Annotated in this window: 16 protein-coding genes and 2 pseudogenes; 10 read left to right on the forward strand and 8 right to left on the reverse strand. The window is 46.5% G+C overall.

Translation table 11 applies throughout. The features are described from left to right. The first annotated feature begins 26 nt into the window (after positions 1 to 26). Together AAKU61_RS18130 and AAKU61_RS18135 are read left to right on the forward strand one after the other, a co-directional pair. Positions 27 to 1,205, forward strand: coding sequence for an AcrVA2 family anti-CRISPR protein (locus AAKU61_RS18130; RefSeq protein ID WP_354334538.1), 1,179 nt, complete (start codon positions 27 to 29; stop codon positions 1,203 to 1,205). Positions 1,206 to 1,268: 63 nt separating this feature from the next. Further along, positions 1,269 to 3,032: a hypothetical protein gene (locus AAKU61_RS18135; RefSeq protein WP_354334540.1), complete on the forward strand. Its 1,764-nt coding sequence runs from the start codon at positions 1,269 to 1,271 to the stop codon at positions 3,030 to 3,032. A 266-nt stretch (positions 3,033 to 3,298) separates the two neighbouring features. On the opposite strand, the pseudogene AAKU61_RS18140 reads toward AAKU61_RS18135, so the two are convergent. The 5 genes and pseudogenes from AAKU61_RS18140 to dndB all read right to left on the reverse strand — a co-directional run. Continuing rightward, positions 3,299 to 3,964: pseudogene (locus AAKU61_RS18140) on the reverse strand (DUF6920 family protein); the annotation flags it as partial. A 143-nt stretch (positions 3,965 to 4,107) separates the two neighbouring features. After that, on the reverse strand, positions 4,108 to 4,494 hold the full coding sequence (gene dndE / locus AAKU61_RS18145) for a DNA sulfur modification protein DndE (protein ID WP_354334542.1): 387 nt from the start codon (positions 4,492 to 4,494) through the stop codon (positions 4,108 to 4,110). Then, on the reverse strand, positions 4,491 to 6,473 hold the full coding sequence (dndD, locus tag AAKU61_RS18150) for a DNA sulfur modification protein DndD (protein WP_354334544.1): 1,983 nt from the start codon (positions 6,471 to 6,473) through the stop codon (positions 4,491 to 4,493). Before dndD ends, dndE begins: the two co-directional genes overlap by 4 nt. After that, the gene (dndC, locus tag AAKU61_RS18155; protein ID WP_354334545.1) at positions 6,470 to 8,209 is read right to left on the reverse strand and encodes a DNA phosphorothioation system sulfurtransferase DndC; all 1,740 of its coding nucleotides are present in this window, start codon (positions 8,207 to 8,209) and stop codon (positions 6,470 to 6,472) included. The genes dndD and dndC overlap by 4 nt, the downstream gene beginning before the upstream one ends. Next, on the reverse strand, positions 8,202 to 9,317 hold the full coding sequence (dndB, locus tag AAKU61_RS18160; protein ID WP_354334547.1) for a DNA sulfur modification protein DndB: 1,116 nt from the start codon (positions 9,315 to 9,317) through the stop codon (positions 8,202 to 8,204). The genes dndC and dndB overlap by 8 nt, the downstream gene beginning before the upstream one ends. A gap of 383 nt (positions 9,318 to 9,700) precedes the next feature. Here dndB and AAKU61_RS18165 point away from each other — a divergent pair, with 383 nt between their 5' ends. The 5 genes from AAKU61_RS18165 (at position 9,701) to AAKU61_RS18185 (ending at position 14,314) form a co-directional block, all read left to right on the forward strand. Further along, positions 9,701 to 10,324, forward strand: coding sequence for a hypothetical protein (locus AAKU61_RS18165; protein WP_354334549.1), 624 nt, complete (start codon positions 9,701 to 9,703; stop codon positions 10,322 to 10,324). Further along, complete coding sequence (locus AAKU61_RS18170; protein ID WP_354334551.1) at positions 10,321 to 10,926, forward strand: class I SAM-dependent methyltransferase; 606 nt, start codon at positions 10,321 to 10,323, stop codon at positions 10,924 to 10,926. Before AAKU61_RS18165 ends, AAKU61_RS18170 begins: the two co-directional genes overlap by 4 nt. Positions 10,927 to 11,383: 457 nt before the next feature. Continuing rightward, positions 11,384 to 13,117, forward strand: a complete 1,734-nt coding sequence (locus AAKU61_RS18175; RefSeq protein WP_354334553.1) for an ATP-binding protein — start codon at positions 11,384 to 11,386, stop codon at positions 13,115 to 13,117. Then, complete coding sequence (locus tag AAKU61_RS18180; RefSeq protein ID WP_354334555.1) at positions 13,093 to 13,752, forward strand: hypothetical protein; 660 nt, start codon at positions 13,093 to 13,095, stop codon at positions 13,750 to 13,752. The genes AAKU61_RS18175 and AAKU61_RS18180 overlap by 25 nt, the downstream gene beginning before the upstream one ends. A gap of 22 nt (positions 13,753 to 13,774) precedes the next feature. Then, a complete protein-coding gene (locus AAKU61_RS18185; RefSeq protein ID WP_354334556.1) occupies positions 13,775 to 14,314 on the forward strand; it encodes a hypothetical protein in 540 nt (179 codons plus the stop codon). Between the two features lie 333 nt (positions 14,315 to 14,647). On the opposite strand, the gene AAKU61_RS18190 is transcribed toward AAKU61_RS18185, so the two are convergent. Beyond that, entirely contained in the window at positions 14,648 to 16,864 is a 2,217-nt protein-coding gene (locus AAKU61_RS18190) for an AAA family ATPase (protein ID WP_354334558.1), read from the reverse strand. A 146-nt stretch (positions 16,865 to 17,010) separates the two neighbouring features. On the opposite strand from AAKU61_RS18190, the gene AAKU61_RS18195 reads away from it, so the two are divergent. Beyond that, positions 17,011 to 17,136: a hypothetical protein gene (locus AAKU61_RS18195; RefSeq protein ID WP_354334560.1), complete on the forward strand. Its 126-nt coding sequence runs from the start codon at positions 17,011 to 17,013 to the stop codon at positions 17,134 to 17,136. A gap of 54 nt (positions 17,137 to 17,190) precedes the next feature. Here the strand turns inward: AAKU61_RS18195 and AAKU61_RS18200 are convergent. Both AAKU61_RS18200 and AAKU61_RS18205 read right to left on the reverse strand, forming a co-directional pair. After that, a pseudogene (locus AAKU61_RS18200) lies at positions 17,191 to 17,373 on the reverse strand (IS3 family transposase); the annotation flags it as partial. Between the two features lie 274 nt (positions 17,374 to 17,647). Beyond that, on the reverse strand, positions 17,648 to 18,334 hold the full coding sequence (locus tag AAKU61_RS18205) for a DNA/RNA non-specific endonuclease (RefSeq protein ID WP_354334565.1): 687 nt from the start codon (positions 18,332 to 18,334) through the stop codon (positions 17,648 to 17,650). A gap of 310 nt (positions 18,335 to 18,644) precedes the next feature. Here AAKU61_RS18205 and AAKU61_RS18210 point away from each other — a divergent pair, with 310 nt between their 5' ends. After that, positions 18,645 to 19,025 (forward strand): hypothetical protein, encoded by a 381-nt coding sequence (locus AAKU61_RS18210; protein ID WP_354334561.1) that lies wholly within the window; start codon positions 18,645 to 18,647, stop codon positions 19,023 to 19,025. A gap of 136 nt (positions 19,026 to 19,161) precedes the next feature. After that, positions 19,162 to 19,476 (forward strand): HAD domain-containing protein, encoded by a 315-nt coding sequence (locus AAKU61_RS18215; RefSeq protein ID WP_354334563.1) that lies wholly within the window; start codon positions 19,162 to 19,164, stop codon positions 19,474 to 19,476. The last annotated feature ends 267 nt before the right edge of the window (positions 19,477 to 19,743 follow it).

The raw sequence follows: 19,743 nt of genomic DNA on the forward strand, positions 1-19,743 counted from the left end.
TTCACATTTCATCGTAGTAGAAAATAATGCCTCCATCGTTAGCAAATATGTCCCACGATGAACTGCGTCGCCGGCTGACTATTACTCAACTTACTCCCTTGATCCAGAAGACGATGATCAGGGAATTGGGTGACTTACCTTACCCGGTGGAGTTTCGCAATTCAGCGGCGCTAGAGGGATGGCAACGGATTCTGAATAGCAACGAATCAGGTAAGGCACTTTTGCAACGGTGGTCGAAACCAGAGTTCACCTGTGAAGCTGGAATGCTGGCAGTTGAAAATTTTTTGTTCAGTTTAATTTCATTGGATCGAAGCGGTGATGCAGAGCGATGGCGCTCTATTGTTAACGGTATTGCGATACACATCAGTAGCAATCTATTGTATGCCCGACGGCAAGGGACGTTAATAGAAACTACCGCCGCATTGGAAACATTGCTGACACACGCTGATGTCGATCAAGCCTTTCCGATGGGAATGTTGGCGCTACCATTTGCTGCACAGTATTTGCGATTTGGTGATCAAGCAGCCCATTCCCTACCTTGTTTTTTTGAGGATGCCGAGGCTGTCGCAGATGGCGTCTTTTGTTTTGTATCAAATACGCAGGAATCGCTCGATACACAAATATCAGCAAAACAATTGCAGTTGATATTTGTGATCAAACGACATAATCGACATCACGGCTTCCTGCGCTTAGAGCATCCCATTGAATCACCTCAAATGCTGTTATCGGACTGGGTTCGGCAACTCGCTGACAAAGAAAAAAGTATCAAAATAGTTGATCAGAAACAGATTACTGATTTGGTCAACTATGTAGCGAAGGTATTTTTGTATTTGGGATTAAAAGAGGCGCGACATATCCAGATCAATGACTACAGCGATGCACAACAACGTATGCAGGGAATTGGCCCCAAAAAGCAAGCGAAGCTCGGCAGAAAAATTACCTCACTGTATGACCGGATTATGGTCGGCCCTCAAGGGTTAATAGCGACACACCAATACGATGTTAGTGGCCACGCTGTTGCACCGCATTGGCGTCGTGGACATTTTAGGATGCAGACACATGGAGTTGGTAGCAAAGAGCGTAAGCTAATCTTTGTAGCACCTGTTCTAGTCAGAGCGGACCGACTTAAGGATGAACAGCCCTCTCCGAAAGCGTATCGAGCAGGACAGCAGACTATAAAAAATCTGCCGGGAACACCGTTATAGATCTAGAGTTTTCTGGTAACTGGCCATTGATCAACACCAAGGAATTAGATGAGAGTTGTTTGTATGACCTCTTCCAATTTACCCTACTTGGCCAAATATCGAGTGCGTACCAACAACCCAAAACTTAATGAGCAAATTTTGATTACTGACATTCCATCTATAAGTACTCCGGATGACGACGTGTCGTCGAAAATTACCCAACTCCTATTCCTCAAGGTCGTACTCGTAAAATCGCATATTAATCGCTACGACGACGAAATCGCGCGTATTCAAGCGCTAAAGAAAGCTAGCGAAGTAGAAGAGCGTGAGTTGGCCTTCGCGCCGAGTCAGCTCATTTTGCGCCAAGCTCAAATTGGATTGGCTAGATTAAAGTCTTCGAAAACACTCGCGATCGTCCGATCTCCATTCCGTTATTGGCAGCTCCGCAAAGCAGCCCGTGGAGCTCAAAAAGCACACGACGCAGTCATTAAGACTTTTGATTCTCCGACCCAAGCGTATGAGAGAACACAGCGCATCACCGCTCATAACCAAGCCGTACAGGACGAACAGCTAAGACTAGCGACGATCAGTGCAGAGCGCTGCGACAGCAATATGAAGCTGAGTATACTGAATCAGTTGGAGTCTAGGCTGAAGGCGCCTTGCGAGGCAGCGAAGAGCACCGGATGGAGGGATGCAAAATTCTCCGCAGATCTCGCATCGATTCTTAAGCATATTAAGAATGAGGATTTCGCCCTCGCTAGTACATATGCAATTGATCTTCAATTTCAGCAGAAACCTAATGAGCGAGGTTACGAAAACCTGAAAGCTGAAGCGGCTGAATTATTCAACAAATCAAATAGCAGCAGTAGTGGCTTCTTGGCGACGGCCGCGTATTCTCGGATCTCAAGTAACGCTTTGCAGTTGGCTAAGCGCGCCCTTCAGCCGGGAAGGCTAAAGCCCATCTTTGAGAACGAGCATCCAGCCGATCAATGGATAGAGCTCGCAGCTTCGCTAACTGACCCTCGCTCGATGCGAGTAGACGCATTATGGGCAATTTATTGGGCGATGTTTATATTCAGCGAGCAACTGTCAGACTCGCTCAGGGACGCACATCAAAACGAAAATGTCATCAATGGCCGTGCCAGCGAAAAGTTGGGTAACCTGATGGCAACCTGGTCTGGTCCTCGTATCGAAAAATTTGGATATCCCAAAAACCCTTCATTCATAGGTACCCTCGAAATCGCGCAATCTGGAGAGGAAACACGTACTGGTGCGGATCTCGGTGTAATCATAGACCTGCATGTGGGAGCATTAACTTGTAAGAAAGTGGCTCTCTTCCAAGCAAAAAAAGCTATCAATGGAAAGTCGATCGATGTCGGAAGTGAGCACGCACAGCTCAAAAAGCTGCTGGCGACACCCCAATTAGGCCACTACTTGTTCTACCATCTCAGCAAGTTTCCGCAACGACCTCAATGGCCAACCGTCTGCACAGCCGACGACCTGATGAGCCAAGTGAACGGGGCATCACGCTATGCTGATGACAGCTACCTGCCGGTCAATGTCCGTGAACTGGGATGGGACTGGACGAATTACATGACTTTTGGTCTATGCCAGCCAGATTCTGGAATTGGCGTAAAGTTCGTCGACATTGATCACGCATTACAAATACTCGGCGGAGGCTCCTCGGATCAGTTGCCGCGTCACCTTCTGCTTGTCGCAATATCTGACGAAGAGCATGTTCTGGAGATAAGGAATAAAATCACTCAGCGCTATCATGAACGCACGCGTGAGCGTGAACCGGAGAGAAAACCTTCCCACTCCAAGCCCCAAGGTTACGGCCGAGGCTGAAAATAAGTCGGCGCTATATTGGTGGTAAACGGTCTTCGTGATCCTCCGCCAGCTAAGCTGAATCAGCGATATAGTTAGTAGGAAGTCGAGCCTGAATATCCCTCAGATTTCGTCACATACGTCTAAGGTGCAATTGCTAAGACTTAACCTGACGCGACAGTCAGATGAGTTAGAGTTGTCACGGCCACGTACTGGCGGCTAGCCTACTATGATGGGGCATTCATATGTGTGTAACGCGTTGAAAAGTTGGTGGATGCAGAACAAGATTATTGGATCACAAACTCGTATTCAATGTTTGTCATTCGCCCCTTGAAATAGGGTGCCGGTCCGGCTGACAAGTCCCACTCAACTTCGCCCAGTAAAGGGATTCGCATGCCGCACCGTTGCTCATAGTTGCCTAAGCGGCATAGCCACGGTGCAGACTCGGTCTCCGTTCGTGGACGGGCTGCAGCCCAAACTTCCGCGATCAAGCCGTCTTCCGCGAATTTGAAATCCAGCGAAATCGTAGTAGTACCATCCCTCAGAGTTGCACGTGAAGAAGTTTCATGTGTGCTCTCCCACATCACACCCTAGCTGGGCAGCAATGCGGTTAGGTACCACACCGCTTCGGCTAGATAGCGCATCAGCTCGCCACGTGCCGACTCCGCAGTATCGTGCATGTCTACTACGTTTATGAATCCGGATATTGCGGCAAGTAGGGAACCCTTGCCAAGAGCATAGGCATCCCGGACCCATACATCAACACCAGGGGCCATCCTTATGCGTGCATCCCATTCGAATCCAGGCGGTTGCATTGTCACAAACTGGGTAGCCTGAAACGGCTGCCAGATATCCTTCTTCTCATCTTGCCGAAACTGGTCTTGTTGTGAAAAACGAACATTGGTGTAGCGGGGCGCATAAAGTGAGATTTTCAGCCTTGCCAGATAAGGCTCTGCGGGCTGCGGGAAGCATCAGATGAGATCTTGGTAAGCATTGCGCGAGATTCCCCCCCACAGCCGAGCCGGCATAATGACGGGGCACCTTCCTTATAAAGTTCTCCCATCACCATCGTCCATCAAAGCGCAAGTAGGCTACACTAAGCTTCCTTGAGTGCCAGACCGATTAACTGTGCGAGGTCTTTTGGGCCATTAAGGCCAGTTAGATAGGAAATCCCTCTATGCAAATGTAATCGAAAATAATGCGCAAGAGCTTCCTTCCGGAGCTCCACTCCATCCTCCTCCGCGCGAACCATTAACATCGCCCAGTAAACATCATCGGCGCCACCAGTAAACGTCCGCCAACTCATTTCAATCGAACTATCGGCAGGAATTTCTTCCTCCGGTGGTCGAGTTCGCTCCCTTACAGATAGGCAAAATGCCCAGCGGCAGAGAACATTCCAGTTCGCAATGCCGGTGCGTCGCTTCATTGTAATGAGTTGAGTTTTTGCCTTCTCAGAGAGCCTAATCGTCTCGATATGATTCATACTTTCAACTCGACCGCGTTGTTAGGAAAGTAGCCCGTCGTGAAACAGGAAGTGTTCTTGGCTTCGTCATGCTCAATTAGATAATGTCTACTTACAAATGGAGCCAGTTGTTCTTGGTATAGCCCAACGACCTCTTCGTCAGTGGATAGAAGAATGACTTGATGACTGGCGATCGGGAAATAATTTTCGACTAGCGACCCGCGATGTTTGCTATCAAGCCTACTAAGTGGCGTATCAATCACGGCTGGAAGTGCTCGGCCCGAAGCATGGGCTAACGCCCACAAAGTCGCCACTGCCAATAGCTGGCGTTCTCCTGCGGATAACCTGCTCGCTGCTATCTGCTGACCTGCGGCATTCGTTACAGATATTCGAAAGGATTCAGGTTGGATTGAGATACGATCTACCAACGTCGTCTTACGAATAAGACGCCTAAAACACGTGAGTATAGAGGTTTCAAGCCGACTCAGATTATTCGAAAGAAGTCGATCACCGAAACTTGCTAGAACTTCGCGCGCTCGTGATGAGTGATTAATGACGCGCTGCGCAACCTCGTCGCGAGTAAGGCGCTCACCCAAGCGTTCGGCTTCTCGATCCGCCTGCCCCTTCAAACGATCCAATTTATAGCGGAGGGTCAAAATCTCATCATCCAACAATTTTATTACTGCCTCGCTGCGGGCCAGGTTAGCAGCACATTCCGCCATTTTTTTTTGCACCTTAGCGACATCTTCCTCCTCCGGAACTGCCGCTAAATTTCTTTCTGTGGAATGCAGCTCTTCGTCTACATCCGCCAAAGAAGCTAGCGCATTCATGGCCAAACGTGACATAGCCTCAGTGGCCTCCGTACTGAACTGATCTAAACTTTCTCCCGATATCAAACTAACTTCAGTGATTACAGGGTATCTTTGGACCCGATCTTCTTCCAGGTGTCGCCTCAACTTGACCAAGGACTCACGCTCAATGCCTAAAGACTTAACAAATTTTTCAATAGTAGCGTCGCGGACCTCGGCCTCACTTCGCAATATTTCTGCATTACCAGCCTTCTTTGCTGTCTTCGCCTTTTGAACGGCGATCTCAAGGACTCGACTCGGAATCATCAATGGAAGAGCACTTGCGGCGAGCATTCGTAACTCATCCTCTAAACTCTTCTTCTTCGCTCGTAATTGGAGCTCATCCAACAGCAACCGCTCGCGATTGACCAACAGACCGCCTCCAATGCGATTGAATTCAGAGAAAAGTATTGCCTGCTCTTTCTCTAAGCTGTCCAAGTCATTCTGAGCAGACGCTCGTCTCATCAAGCCTCGCTCTAAAAATTGATGTGCTTCGTTCAGTTCCGCTTCAATAATCTGCAGCTCGACCTTATCGCTTTCTGAAGCCGTATTAGTTTTGCGTTTACGTTCTATTTGTTGAAGACTGCGCTGTAGACTCTCCACAAGATCAATACCAAGTAACGAGTGAATTCCGACGCGCAGCAGAGCGGCAGAACGTTGAGGGTCCGCGAGGGCTTCAATTTTCTCGCCATCGAAAAAGAACAGTTCCGCGATTTGCGCGGGCATGAAGTCTTCAACAAACTCAATCCATCGCTCCGACGCTACTGAATCGAGCTCGCCGTTACGAAAAACCTCAAAGATCTCTTTTACATTTTCACCTCGCTTCTTCCAGGCTCGAACGACGCGAATATGCATATCTTGGCCGCTCGCACGTGCGAGAAAGGCAAATTCGATCTCGGCTCCTTCTTCCGGCGGGGCATCCCTGTTGATCATTGATTCTAGGTACTCTGGGTAACTTACCCGCTCGCGCCCTGAGCAATGTGCTCCTTTGCCATACAACGCAAGCTGCATCGCATCTAAGAACGTAGTCTTTCCTGAACCATTTAAGGCGCCGATAAGGACGATAGGCCGTTCCGGTGTCACGCCCAACTCGACCCGATGCTCGCCCTTATATGCACCGAAGTTGCACAACTTAACGTACTCAAAAATCATTGCTCTGCTTTCTGTACCGTTTGACCTGGTGGGGCGTATGCGTGCAAGTCCGAAGCATCGCGGATCTCATACATAAGTTCATTGCCGCTCGCTTTTCGCTGCAGCGCGAAATCGAGCGCCTCGTCTTCACTCTCAAACGAATGTGACTCCAAAATATCCTCCAGTTCGCCGAGCAACCCCACGCGTCTAATCGCCCCGCGGTAACTGTGCTGAATACTTAGTTGATCGCGAAGCACACCAAATAGAAGTTGGTTTGGTACCGTCGATGCCTCGCCAGGTGCGACAATCGGCAGGCTCAGACATACTTCTCTGAGAAGTCGTACATCCTCAGGGCGAAATGGCGTAGTTTCGTCAAGTTCGGGATTTGGGTAGACTTGCCCGGTGGCACGATGAAAAATCTCGGGTACCGAGTCCTCGAACTCGCGCTTTTCCACTACCCAAATTCGACGGATTTCCTCGATTTCTTCGGGTGACAAAATCGAGAATTCAGCAACCGATTCTGGCATGTTGCTACGAATTGAGCATTGTGCCCTCAAGAGCTCCAGCAGCATTGTTTCGCGATACGCTTGGGTATAAGGACCGTGCACGAGCACAGCAATTTTCTCGACGTCGTATGTCGTCTCATGCGTTCGCCCGTCCTTCTCGACAAGCCGAATTTCGCGAATCAGAACACGGCGATTGGGCACCGGATATTTTTCCGAAGTATCACTGTGGGTTGTGAGCCGACGGACAACCTTTTCGGAAATGACTTTGCCTGGACGTCCCGTCACGACGCCCCCCGCCGTTCGTAGATTTAAAAACTGCAATTGAAGACTTCCGTCCATCTTAGTAAACTCACGGACGTCGCGGTCCCCGTCAGTTTTTAAGTACTCATTTCGAAAGTTCAACAACGGCATCATCCAGCGCTTTTCGTCGTCGTTCTGAATCATGGCCTGCATAGACTTATCTTCTGTGACCATAGTACAAACAAAACATCCGAACCGGCTGTCTCCGCAACTTGGCGTACTTTTGTCAACGACTAGAGGGCATTCAGAGTCGGCCGTTGCGCCGCGATAAATATGAAACAATTCGAGATTGTCGTAGTCCCAAGGGTTTGTGTTCTCGATCAAATATTCCCAAACGTCATCAGTCGACCAGGTTGATACAGGCGTGTAAACCCAAACGCGGTCCAGGCCAGCCTCCGAATTCCTACTCAATAGCTCGCGAGTGCTCTTTTCGTATCGGGTGAGCACCTTATCTCGCGCAGAGCTCTCCGCTCGACGCGTACCAAGAATCAAAATGGCTTCCCCATGACTTTCCGCCATCTCAGTGATGAACTTATTTGAAGCATTAATCTTCAGCCGACTGGTGCACCAGCGGAACATCGGTCGTGGTGCTGGATATCCCCGTCCAACCAGATTTACCCAGAATCGATCTTCAAGCTTTGGCGTTAGGCGATGCGGAAAAATTGGCATGGACTGCGCTTTTGCGGCTTTTTTCATTGCATCTAGGGAGTTGGTCACCCAGATTGCGACCACGGGATTCTCAACAAGTGTGTCAGTACTAATAACGTGAATCGGCTTAGTACGCTGTCCTACATCCAAGCCAGCGATTGCGCGCCAAATTAGCTGCAATGTTGCTGTCGAATCTTTGCCGCCGCTGTACCCAACCACCCAAGGCAAGGAGTCGCTAAGATACAAGTCTTGGGTGTTGCGGATTGCAGCTTCAATACGGTCTTCCATAGTTACTTTAATCATCTTGCATCTCTATCTGATTAGTGCGTCCACGCAGGAACAGTTGTTCGATGCGGAGTTCTTCTGGACCAAGTTCTAGGCCTACATTGACTTTTATGAAATTGGCCGTTAACGTGACGTTGTTTGACGACTTCGAGACTCTCCCACCGATGAGCGCTCTGCCTTCCCACACTTGCGCGTGGGATTTCGACCAGTCGATAGCACCGAGTGCACTGAGGCGTTCTTTCCAGTTCGCGCTGTCAGTCAGCAAAATGTCACGTCCCACAATTCCGAATGCCTGAAGCGCAATTGCGTGAGAGTGAAGAAAATCACGCCTTACTTCGCCCGCCGTCATACGAGATGCTCTGACCAAATTCCACTCAGGAATATGGCGGGCGATCTCTTCCCAAAAGTCGACGCAGACCCGGGAGGCATGCTCCACATCGGAATACTCCGACGACTCAAGCAAAACTGAGCACGCTGTATAGATCGCGCTTAGCGTAAAAAGCTTTCGCGAGCGCTCCGATAAGGTGCTCCTCTCCATTTCCACGAGGTCCTTAAACGCCATCGACTTCAACGCGACTAGCTTTGCAATTTTAGACAAGTCGTTGCGATGGTCGTACAATAGCCCAAGCGAGCGACTTGGCCGGACAGCATGTCGATTGAGGTCTGAGAACATCTGTTGGCTCCGCTCGAGTCCACGATCAATAAAGAACACAACGGCAATCGTTTCATCACCTAGGTCCGGCGCACTAACGAGTGCTTGCTCAATCGCTGCACGGCGGTGTTGTCCATCGTTGATGATGAAGCGAGCGGACATGTCTACATGGAGGGCCCCCAACCGGTTTGCCTCACCTTCAGCCCCCAACGGAGTGAAGCGAACACCTCCGTCGACGGATGCTGTAATAGCAGAAAACACGTAACCGCGCTGATTGTTGAGCATATAGCGCGCGATTTCAGGAACACGGGCGCGGTTTAGAATTCTCTGGGCACGAAATTCCGGCATTAGCTCCTCTTCGTCGAACAAGAAAATCCGAGGGATGAGGCGAAGGGGACACATCGATACGAAGTACTCTCGACCAGCTTGTATGCCGCGAATCGCCGGAAATATGTACTCGAAAGCTAAGCTCATGGGTATGTCACATGTGGTCTGGATGAGACCATGTTTGTTTATATTGGGGCAAATTATAACAAACAGTACGCGATAATGAAGCACACCTTTCGATGCAAAACGCGCACATCTAGTCTTTTAGCGCCCTACGGAAACATCCTACGTTGCTCCCATGAAAGCTCCCCTTGCAAAATGTCGCAAGCCAACTGGAACACCTGTCTTACCTGTGTGTGGCGAGCTCCCTGAGCTACCTATTCGCAGGTATGTGACTACGAAAATCCACCATTTAGTTTTCATAAATGCAATGCGTGGGGCATAGGTCTATGGTGGGCAGCAACATTTCATCGTCGTAAGGATGCTCCGAATCGACTTCTGTTAAGTAATCTCGAACGCGATATCATATTATGGACGGTACGGATCAACCTTCTCGACAACAAATATTTCTGACAAAAATGACAACAAATGCGGAATTAGTAAAACATCGGATGAACCTGGCTTTGGAAGCTCAAAAATGGGAATACAAAAAACAGGAGCTGGTTTTTGTTGAAGCTGGGCAGCACATTCGCTCGCTCAACGTGACCCTTTGGCAAGTGCCAAGTATGGCCATCGCAATCACAGGAGGTCTCTGGTACGGCATTTCTTTGTTTGACCAGGAAGCGGTCAAAATTGCCGCTCTAATATTTACATCGCTAGTTGATCTAGTGACCGTTCGAATCATTTGGCGCTTGCGCGCGGTGATGAGTGGTTACCTTACCGCACAGCTTTCATTTCAATCGCTAACTGACGCGGGAAAACCAAAGCACGTGGTCATGTGGTGTTGGACGATAATTTTATTTGCTGCAGCGCTCTTAGGGGTACTGGGGGCTGCGAACGTAAAGTCCCTGACACGCGAGTCGTCGAACGTCAAGCCAGCGATCACTTCTTGCGAGAACTCGTTTTCACTGAATTTTCCCGTTGGGGCAGCGCGCTCAGGTTCTGCTGACAAGCGCGAGTCAACTAAGAATCATCAGCAAAAAAAATGTCAATGAACGCTTGGGATCACTACAGTGACTCGACGGAGAGTCATTTTGCCCGCTTTGAGGGTTTTCGCTTTTGGAACGTTCACAGGTCCTTTCTTCGATTCCTTCCGAAGCAAGGCGGGCGCTGTCTTGATGTAGGCGCAGGTTCTGGACGAGATGCCGCAGCTATGGCAGATCGAGGACTCCGTGTAATTGCTGTCGAGCCGAGTGATGCTTTCCTACGATTAGCGAGAAGTCAGCATGTTCACAAGAACCTGACATGGATTCAAGATGCGTTACCGTCTCTTTCAAAGATCGTTCAGCGCTACGAGAAGTATGACTTTATTCTAATGAGTGCAGTTTGGATGCACTTGCAGCCATTCGAACGAACCCCGGCACTCGCCACATTGTCATCGCTGCTCAACAAGCAGGGATACTTAGCTATAACGTTGCGTATTGGGAATGCTGAGCCAGAGCGATCGATCTACGAGGTTAGCATTCAAGATTTGTTGATTCGTGCATTCAGCGTCGGCCTTTGTCCAGTCTATATCGGTCGAATAAGCAAGGACTCTCTTAACAGGTCGGAAATTCGTTGGGTCAAAGTTGTACTCGGAAGGAATACGCGAGATTAGCTACGTCAAGGCTGCTGACATAACACAACCTCATCCTTGCCGGTAAAGGGCAGGCAAGTAAGCAAATGAAAAAGAAGCAAAAGTGCTAACAGGAATAAGTACGTTGTTCACTATAGTCCGCACATGGTAGTTGGTAGATCTTGGGTGTTGGCCTTTCTGTTCGCCAAACCGGGCGCTTTTTTTCTACAAATATTAGGAACATTTCGCTTCGAAAGCGTGGAGCTAAAATGCGTTCAGCACCCCGATTTTGGCCTTACGTTGATCGATGACAAAAACTCAAGCCTAGATTAAACTCTCAAGTCACACCGAGGCAATGCACAATTTCGACGAAGAAATGCTCACTTATCGCCTGCGCTATGCATGATGAAACATAGACTGAAAATTTGTAGCTGCCAGTCCCTAAAAATGCTAGCACGGAATGAAAAACGATAAATTTGTTTCACTCAAAGGATTAATCATGAACGACATACAGCCGACCACAGTTCCAGTGCAATTCGATGCTGCAAGGGTGTGCGAGGCGATTGCCAGAATTGGCTACGAGCCCTACACAGCCATAATGGATCTGATTGATAATGCGGTAACCGCGAAGTCTTCGGCAATTTCAATCTCGCTGCTCTTGCGCCCAGGAAAAACGCTAAAAATGCGAAATGGTGTGGCGAAGTACCAAGTCTTGGATAATGGACTGGGAATGGATCATGGCGAAATTCTGAATGCGTTTACTTTAGGTTCACGTAAGACATACTCGCCAAATAGCTTATCGAAATATGGTATGGGCCTTAAATCGGCCGGTCTGTCATTGGGCAGCAGAATTTCAATCATCAGTAAAAAAAATGGTAAGTTGTCAGAAAAGTACACGTTCGACATAAAAGAAATTGAAAACCGCAACGCTTTATTAGTTTTTCAAAAGGCATTAACTGCGGAGGAAACCGAAAAAATGAACGGTTTCATTACGGCAGATTCGGGAACCTTGATTGAAATTAGTGGCTGTGAAAATGTAAATCAATCGTCACCTGGTGCTACCATATCAAAACTTCGTGATAGATTGGGAGTGATTTATTATTCGTTCCTGAATAACTCCGAAGTCCCCTTAGTGATCCAAACTCGTGTATCTGCGGAAGAAGCTACAGGGGAGTTTGAGAAGGTTCAACCAAAAGATCTACTCTTCATAGAAGAGGCGAAACTCCACACAGGGTGGACACCGGACAACTATAATTATTTTAGCCCTTACTTGGTACTCAACAGTCAATGGGACGGGCTACGCGATAAAGATAATGACCCACTTCCGCCGATTTCGATCCAAGCTGTAGCATTCCCGCAAGCAAGTATGGCGGATGATCAATCCCCATTGAGTCCGGAAGAAAAGGCATTGGTTAAGTCCTATGGTGTGTCGCGTGAAAATAGCGGATTTTTCATATATCGCAATGGACGACTTATCCGCTGGGGCGATGGAGTAGAACGCCCCAACGGTAAGCCATTGGTCACAAAAGATGATATAAACATCCGAATCCGTTTCGAAATTCAGGACGTTCATGACGACGTCTTACACGTAGATGTTTCGAAGCAACGACTGGACATTGACGACGAAATAGTCGCTGCGCTTGAGCAAATAGTCTCAGTAGCATTACGAACAGCTAAAGACATTAGGGTCGCGTGCAAAGACCGACTTAAACAAAAACATGGAGATGGTCAGCATTTCAGTGATTCAGTACGCGATGTCACAGAAGACGATCCTCAGGAGTCTGCATCTGGTGAGCCAAGTGCACTCACCATCACTAGACAAGGTGAAAAGAATGAAGAGGCGCAGACAACCTTGCTTCTTATCAAAGATGAAGAGAAAGCCGCTGGTACAGACTCTGAACAGCCCAATGCTTTTCAAAAAATTCGTTACTCGGAGAAAATTCCATACGGCCAAGTTTGGAAACCGTATTTCGATTCCATTGAAGGCGTTTTTGTTTGCGTTAACAAAAATCATCCGTTCTATCAGCAGTTTGTTAGCCGATTCGTCGAAGGGACTTCTGAGCGCTTGATGGTGGAAGCTCTTATTTTTGCTTGCGCACTAGCTGAAAACAATGTGCTGATAAATGAAACCGCAATTGATCAGACGGTATTGGATCGTGTATTCCGTCGATTCCATAAAAATATTGATCAGTTTTTGTCAGAGTGGACTTGGGAAAACTTGGAGGACGAGTGATAACCCACTGCGGCAGTGTTTGGGGGGCTACCTCTTCTTCCTATCTGTATATTATTTTAACAGACGATTTTGCCTATATAGGGGAAACCGGAAATCTTCCCACTGCACGCTGGGGAATGCATTTGAGCAAAACAAAGAGTTCATTTAAGGAAAAATTATCAAAAAAGCATGAAGCACTTGGCCTACCACCATTTAATGGCGAGTTCCTGTATGTCGGACTCTTTTGCGAGGACATAGATAGAGAGAATGAAAACTTGCGCAAGTTCGCACGATTGGCGCTGGAAGATGCGATTCATCAAGAATTCGTATTGCGACAAAATTCTTTTTGGCCTCCAAAAGAATTACTATCGACATCGACCAAAAAATCGTCTTCGCGGATTACATTTAACTTCGACGTGTCCAGTTTCGCAAAAGCGGCTGTAGCAAAAATGATAAGCGAATATACACGTTATATAACTATAGTTAGCAGGTCGGGGCAGCAGCACGAACAATATGGTTTCGCGAGCAATCTTGGCGATCGTGCGAATTATTCAGTACCTACCTGCGACATGCCGCAGCAAACGGCGATTAATTTTACGGCTGCACTCCGAGTTAGCTCGAGCATACCGGCAATAAATTGCCGTATAGCAGAATGAACCTTTCGTAAATAAGATTTCTTTGGCCGCATCGAATCAAGAACATGAAAGAGTTGTCGTACAATTTTCCTTTATCTCCTGCCTGTTAACAACAAACAAGTTGGTGCGTGTGCCGACAGAAAAGGTTTCTACCAATAGCGATACCCTGATCAATACGTTTGGCCGTACCTCGCTTTTTGATAATTGCTTACAACTATCGCTGAAACGGATGGATCTGTTTTCACGAATCGCACTGGTTTGGTTGCTTCACGTACAAACAGAGCCGCCTCATAACGCTGGTTTCCGCGCCATCCTCGAATCTATTGCGGATGAATTGCTTGACCGTTTTTTTGCGCGCTACCTGCCTGATAAACATTATGATTACTATTCCTATGCCATTGGAATTTTGCTTCAGACGCGACTGGATTTATCTGAAAGAAACATCGGCGGGTATGGTTTCATAGAGACAATCGGGACGCGGCCGATTATTCCAGAAGAATTGCTTGGAAAATTAACCGAAGAACATTTAGCGCCGAGTGTCTATTTCCTTACAGAATATCCTGATGAAACAAACGAAGTATGAGGATACGAATTGCTTGCAGTGGGCGAGCTCAAAGAAGTTGCGCGCAATAGGGCATCCTGCGATGGAAGGAATGCCGTAGTGCTCACCAAAGCTGTAGTGTCCAAGCTTGAGCACTATTCGGTCACGGATCAATATGCTTCCGTCAAGCCGCTCAGATATGGCAGACTAAATTTCAGGGGGAAGCTCATTTCACAACCCAATCATCAATGTGAGTAGGCGTTTTCGTTGGATCGGATGGATGGAAGGCGTAAACGTTCATGGCTATAAATGATTAAACATGTGTGTGTTAATGAATGACTATCCCTACCGTATGAATTCACACTATCTTTTCTTCTACTGTTCAATCAGACTGTCTACCTCTTTGTATAAACGGGTCAGGTGATCAATTGTTAAATCAAGAATCGGTTCATACATGAACGAATTTAGATGAATGTTCGAACTCACCGTAATGCCGACCTTTTCAAGCGTTCGAAGTGCCGGAGAATCGGGTTCTAATTTAGTGTATTCCTTTATCAATACCCCAAACTGATTTTTTGATTCACACCAATAATTTTGATCGTTTCTGATTTTTCTGATTTTCTGAATAAGAAACTCTTCCGACCTCATGCGTGTTGCCATGGAAAGCAAAACCTTATCTTCCAGATTCAATCCGGCGTGGTTCATTTCGTTGGATATAGCGTGAGCCTGCTCATGCAGCAAGTCCTTGATGGGCTTGTCATTTCCGACGTGTTCGGTTTCAAAAAGTCTGTTGTACACGTCAAAATAGTCTGCCACTGTGATGCTATCAGTATCCTTCTTCCAATGAAGCAAACAAGTTAACTTGAGATAGTCTGCATCATCTTCGCCCTTGGTGTATTCGATCAGATTGCGAGTGAATGGAATGGTTGCGCACATTACGCGCGAATTTGTGTGGACCTTTTCTTTCAGAATGCCAATGAAGTAATTTTTGATTCCGTCAGCTTTCGATAGCGATACGCTTGCTGTTTGGCGATTGGCCATCAAGCATCTATCGCGATGAACAAAATTATTTGCAAGAGTTCTAAAAAAATCAAAATTATGGGTCAGAATGAGTTGGTAGAAATTGGGCTTGTTATCCAAGTCTTCAAGATATTGAATAATGGCATGTTTGTTCTTGTAATCGAATGAATCGGCAACGTCGTCGATGATGAATAAGGTTTCTTGCCCAGATAGTGATCTCGCTTCGACTTCAAAAATAAAATTCAACAAATAGAGAGCACGCTTTTCACCTTGACTCAATGTTTTTATTTCCGATCGAGACCATTCAACAATGTCGTCGCCATCTTTAAACGTAAATTTGAGTTTAGCTTTTTCCTTTCCCAGTGCAGCTTGTGTTTGGTTTGCCACCGATAGAGTGAATGGCATATCCACGAATCGATCATTGAAAAGCGTAACGGCATCAGACCATCTCGGGGCGGATTTAGCTGCTTCTGTTTCTATGGCTTTGATTTCTTCCTTGGTTTTGTGGTGTAGTTCAATATAACTGGCTGAGTCTGAACTGTTTTGTACATAATAAGCCCACAATTCCTGTCGGAATTCTGCTTGCTTTTCTGGTTTCAATCGGTCAAGAAGGGCATCAATTTGACCACTCGGCAAATTTTCAATTAGATCGGCTAACGCCTGTGTTTGTGCGTTCTTCGCTAGGCTTGTTCGAATTTTCTTTAGATTTTCATCTTCGTCAATATGGGCGTGAATTTTCTTCAATCGCTCATCTAGTTCAGTCTTGCCAATGGCATCTGCATCCCCTCGCATTTGCAATCGGTGCCCCCCGCTAAAAAAACCTTGTTTTTCCAACGTACTAAATGATGTTTCGGCCTTAACTGGATTGAAGACGCCTTTTTGATAAATCGTTCCCTCTTGACTGAAAAGCTCTTGATAGCGGGTATTGAATTCTTTGGCATTCGATACGAATTCTGCGCTTTTAAGAACGTCAATGGCCTTTTGATCAAATAGGATGGCGTACGCGAATTGGATAGACTCCCCGCTGATGGCACACTCTTTTAGCTTCGCTATGCATTCTGAGAAATCGTTGCTTCCTACATCTTCAAGCAGTGCTTTTTCAATATCTTTCTTGGCAAGTCCAGATGCCTTTTGGAGTGCATTAATGACTTTTGTCTTTTGTTTATCCAGATCAACTAATATCGCATCGTAACGAGATTTGTGTTCAGGGTTGACAAGGATATCCGTTATTGCGGAGCTATCCTCTTGTATATCTATTTCAGATTTAAGGACATAAATAGAATCTTTTTGGATAGGTTTTCCGTCAATGAATGCTTCGGAAGTAGATGGCCGGTTGTAACGCTCTTCCTCGGCATTTTTTCCTTGGGCAAGCTTTTCAAACGTCTTAGTGAAAGAAGTTTTCATAAGCCCATTAGGAGCGTAAATGGCGAAAGCTTTATTGCCCGGCTTTCCATTTCCAAAATCGAATTCATCGTCGAGAGACTGAATTCCATAACAGTTCTTGAAGTTCACTCGCAGTGTTTTCATGACGCCCCTAAAATTAAAGCGCTGGATAGACCAGTTTTGATTCATGTTGTCAATTTATTATGCGCGTGTCAATAGTTCATTTGGCTGCATTGACGTCTTAGCTGTAGTGATTAACAAGAATAGGCTGTTTAGAGTTCCTCATCATTCCAAATAATCTCAGCCACATATCATCTCGCTGGAATCAAGCAATCATGCCTTCAGCAAAAAATCGGAACCGTCCGTCAACGACGATCCGTCTGCTGCTCACGCCCATGCGCAGTAAGCTACGCCTCAAGATTTTACGTATCGACCATACTGCAACAGACAGCGCAAATTAGCAAATCGCCAAGACTAAAAGGTGACCGGTGCCCGTTTCAGCGTGGCGAACAAGGCATCCCAGCCAACCTACTCCAATCCTGGCTGCCATGCTTGCGCAACCAGACCAAGATTGTCGAACGCCCCTGAATCATGTAACGCCGCTTTGCTTTCTTATAAGACAAATCGCCGCGTTCCACCTCGTCAACTACGGCTAGTTTAAAAGCCAGCGTGTAATCTCCCTGCGTACGCTTTTCCATATGGTCTATGTGACACTCCCAAAAAGCGTCAACGTATTTTAGGACCGGTCACTGGAAACAAAAAAGCCCACGAATCGAAATTCATGGGCTTTTTAGTGAATCTTAGAGGGCTGAGCTGCCCTGAGCTATCGAAACGCATTTATGGATGAAAATCTCAAAGGGTGCGTCCCAAAATCTCAGGTTATGGTTCCTGCTACAATTGGCAATCATTGTTGTTTTAGAAAGGATCCTGGAACACAGCATCGACATCTAGAAAAATTGTTTTTATTTGAAATTAATTTGGCAAAAATTGTATTCCAGACCGGGAAACTAATTCGGCATAACTAATCGGTTTCCCTGGCCTTGCTTCGTCTGCATTCTCAATCCAATGCGCCCATGACCGTCCGGTAGCGGGATCATAGACGAGCTTAAATAAGTAATCCGGTACCCATACCCGCCCAGAGTCAATCGCCTTTGGTGGCGAACTAAAAACAGGCCCTGTAATCACAAAAACGTCCCCTTGTGCACGCATAACATATTTACGCGTGGCCATCTCGATTGAGTTCCACGCCTTTCTATTGTTGATCGGTGCCTGCGGCACCATGTTCGACAAAGAAAAACTTTGTGCCATCATCTCAGCAGTAGCCATGTCCCCGGCTGGAGCCATGTGACCCCGGTCATAGCCAGAATGTTTATAGTCATTTAGTTCAGCCCGTTCTGCTGCAGGCAATCGTGCTTCAGCATAAAACTTCGTAGAGCGTTGATTGTTTTTTGCAGCAAACAATATGTCTTTGTTCAGTCTCTCTACCACATACAAAGGCGTGCGACTTCTCCCCGAATGCATCACAGCAAAGGACGAGAAACAAAGATCTCGCAATTGTAGAGATGCCTGATTGGGCACAATGGGAATCTGACCGCGAGGAAAGAATTGTCGGCACTCAGCAAATTCCTTTGCTTGAACACAGGCGGGAACACTAAGCATCAACGAAAACGTAAGTAAAATTTTATTGAACACTGGAATACTTCAAGTCAGACAATCTCGACCAGATTATTTCATGAATAGCAACGTGCTTGTGGAGCAACATTTATTAATACAATTATTATTGGACTTAAATATCAATGAGCCCGGTTTGGGATTTGTCCCAAATCAGTTTCTCCATTTAAACAAAAATTAAATTGATTTTGCTGCATCCTAAGGCTATTTTTTAATAACACCTAATTATTGAACATCAAATTGATGGTTTTGGACGAAAGTATCATTTGATGAATCACTTCGCTTTGAAGAGTATTCTATGATCAGTAACGAATCAAACAAAATTCCGGACTTCAGCCTGATTCCTGCTGACTTCCCGTCAACGCCGAATCCAGGTTCACTGACTGGCTTTCAGGCAAAGGTGTTATTCACAGAATATGAAGGACAATTTTACCCACCTGGTACAACACCACCTGAGCGTTTCCAGCGATGGGAAATATGCGAAGACTTAGCTAGGCAGTTCAGTGAAAAATCGCTCGAATCCAAAGCTGGAAAACGCGCCCATATGTCGGAACAAGACATTCTTCAGCAATACTATGACCGTCTATTAACAACCGGCTGGGTAGCTCCGGCTGAGGCAATGTGGATTATTCAACGAACAGCAGCGATGATTTCCTGGCCCCAGTTGATAATAGAATAATCGTGTTTTGCAAATCGGCTGTGTTTCCATAAATGCACGAATTGCGATAAAGCTGAAGTAAAGCGAACGATTAAACGACTGCTGCGCCAGCAAGATATCAAGGCTTGTTATCTTGATTGGATAATCGAAAAACCAGATGATTTTATTTTTAGATTTTGACGGAGTACTACATCCTGAGCCTTGTTATGATGAAGCTAAGCTCTTTACCTGCTTGTCTCGTCTAGAACAAGTACTTCGGGAGTTTGCTTCAGTACGCATTGTTATCAGCAGCACATGGAGAGAAAAACATTCTCTTTCAGATTTAAGGCGATTATTTTCTGCGGATATTGCAGAGAGAATTATTGGAGTTACGCCAAGCTGGCGAGACCATTCAGAATTGGTAGATATCATTGGTTATCAACGTCATGCAGAAATTGAAGCATGGTTACGACAATCTGAATCCCCATGGTAGCCGTGGCTAGCCATTGACGATAAATCCTATCTATTTAAGCCGTTTCTCAAAAACCTGATTAAAACAGATTCGGCAACAGGTTTTGATGTTGATGCAGAAAGCGCATTAAGGCAAAAATTAATGAACTTATAAAAACTATTGCCTGTTGACGCGCACTCAATATTGACCAGATGGGGGTGCGGATAAAAACTTGGACTACTTGGAGGTAGTTCATGTATTCATACGAAGATCGTATTAGAGCAGTAAAGCTCTACATCAAATTTGGGA

Origin of the sequence: Undibacterium sp. GrIS 1.2, from assembly GCF_040544435.1 — a bacterium.
Lineage (GTDB): Bacteria > Pseudomonadota > Gammaproteobacteria > Burkholderiales > Burkholderiaceae_D > Undibacterium.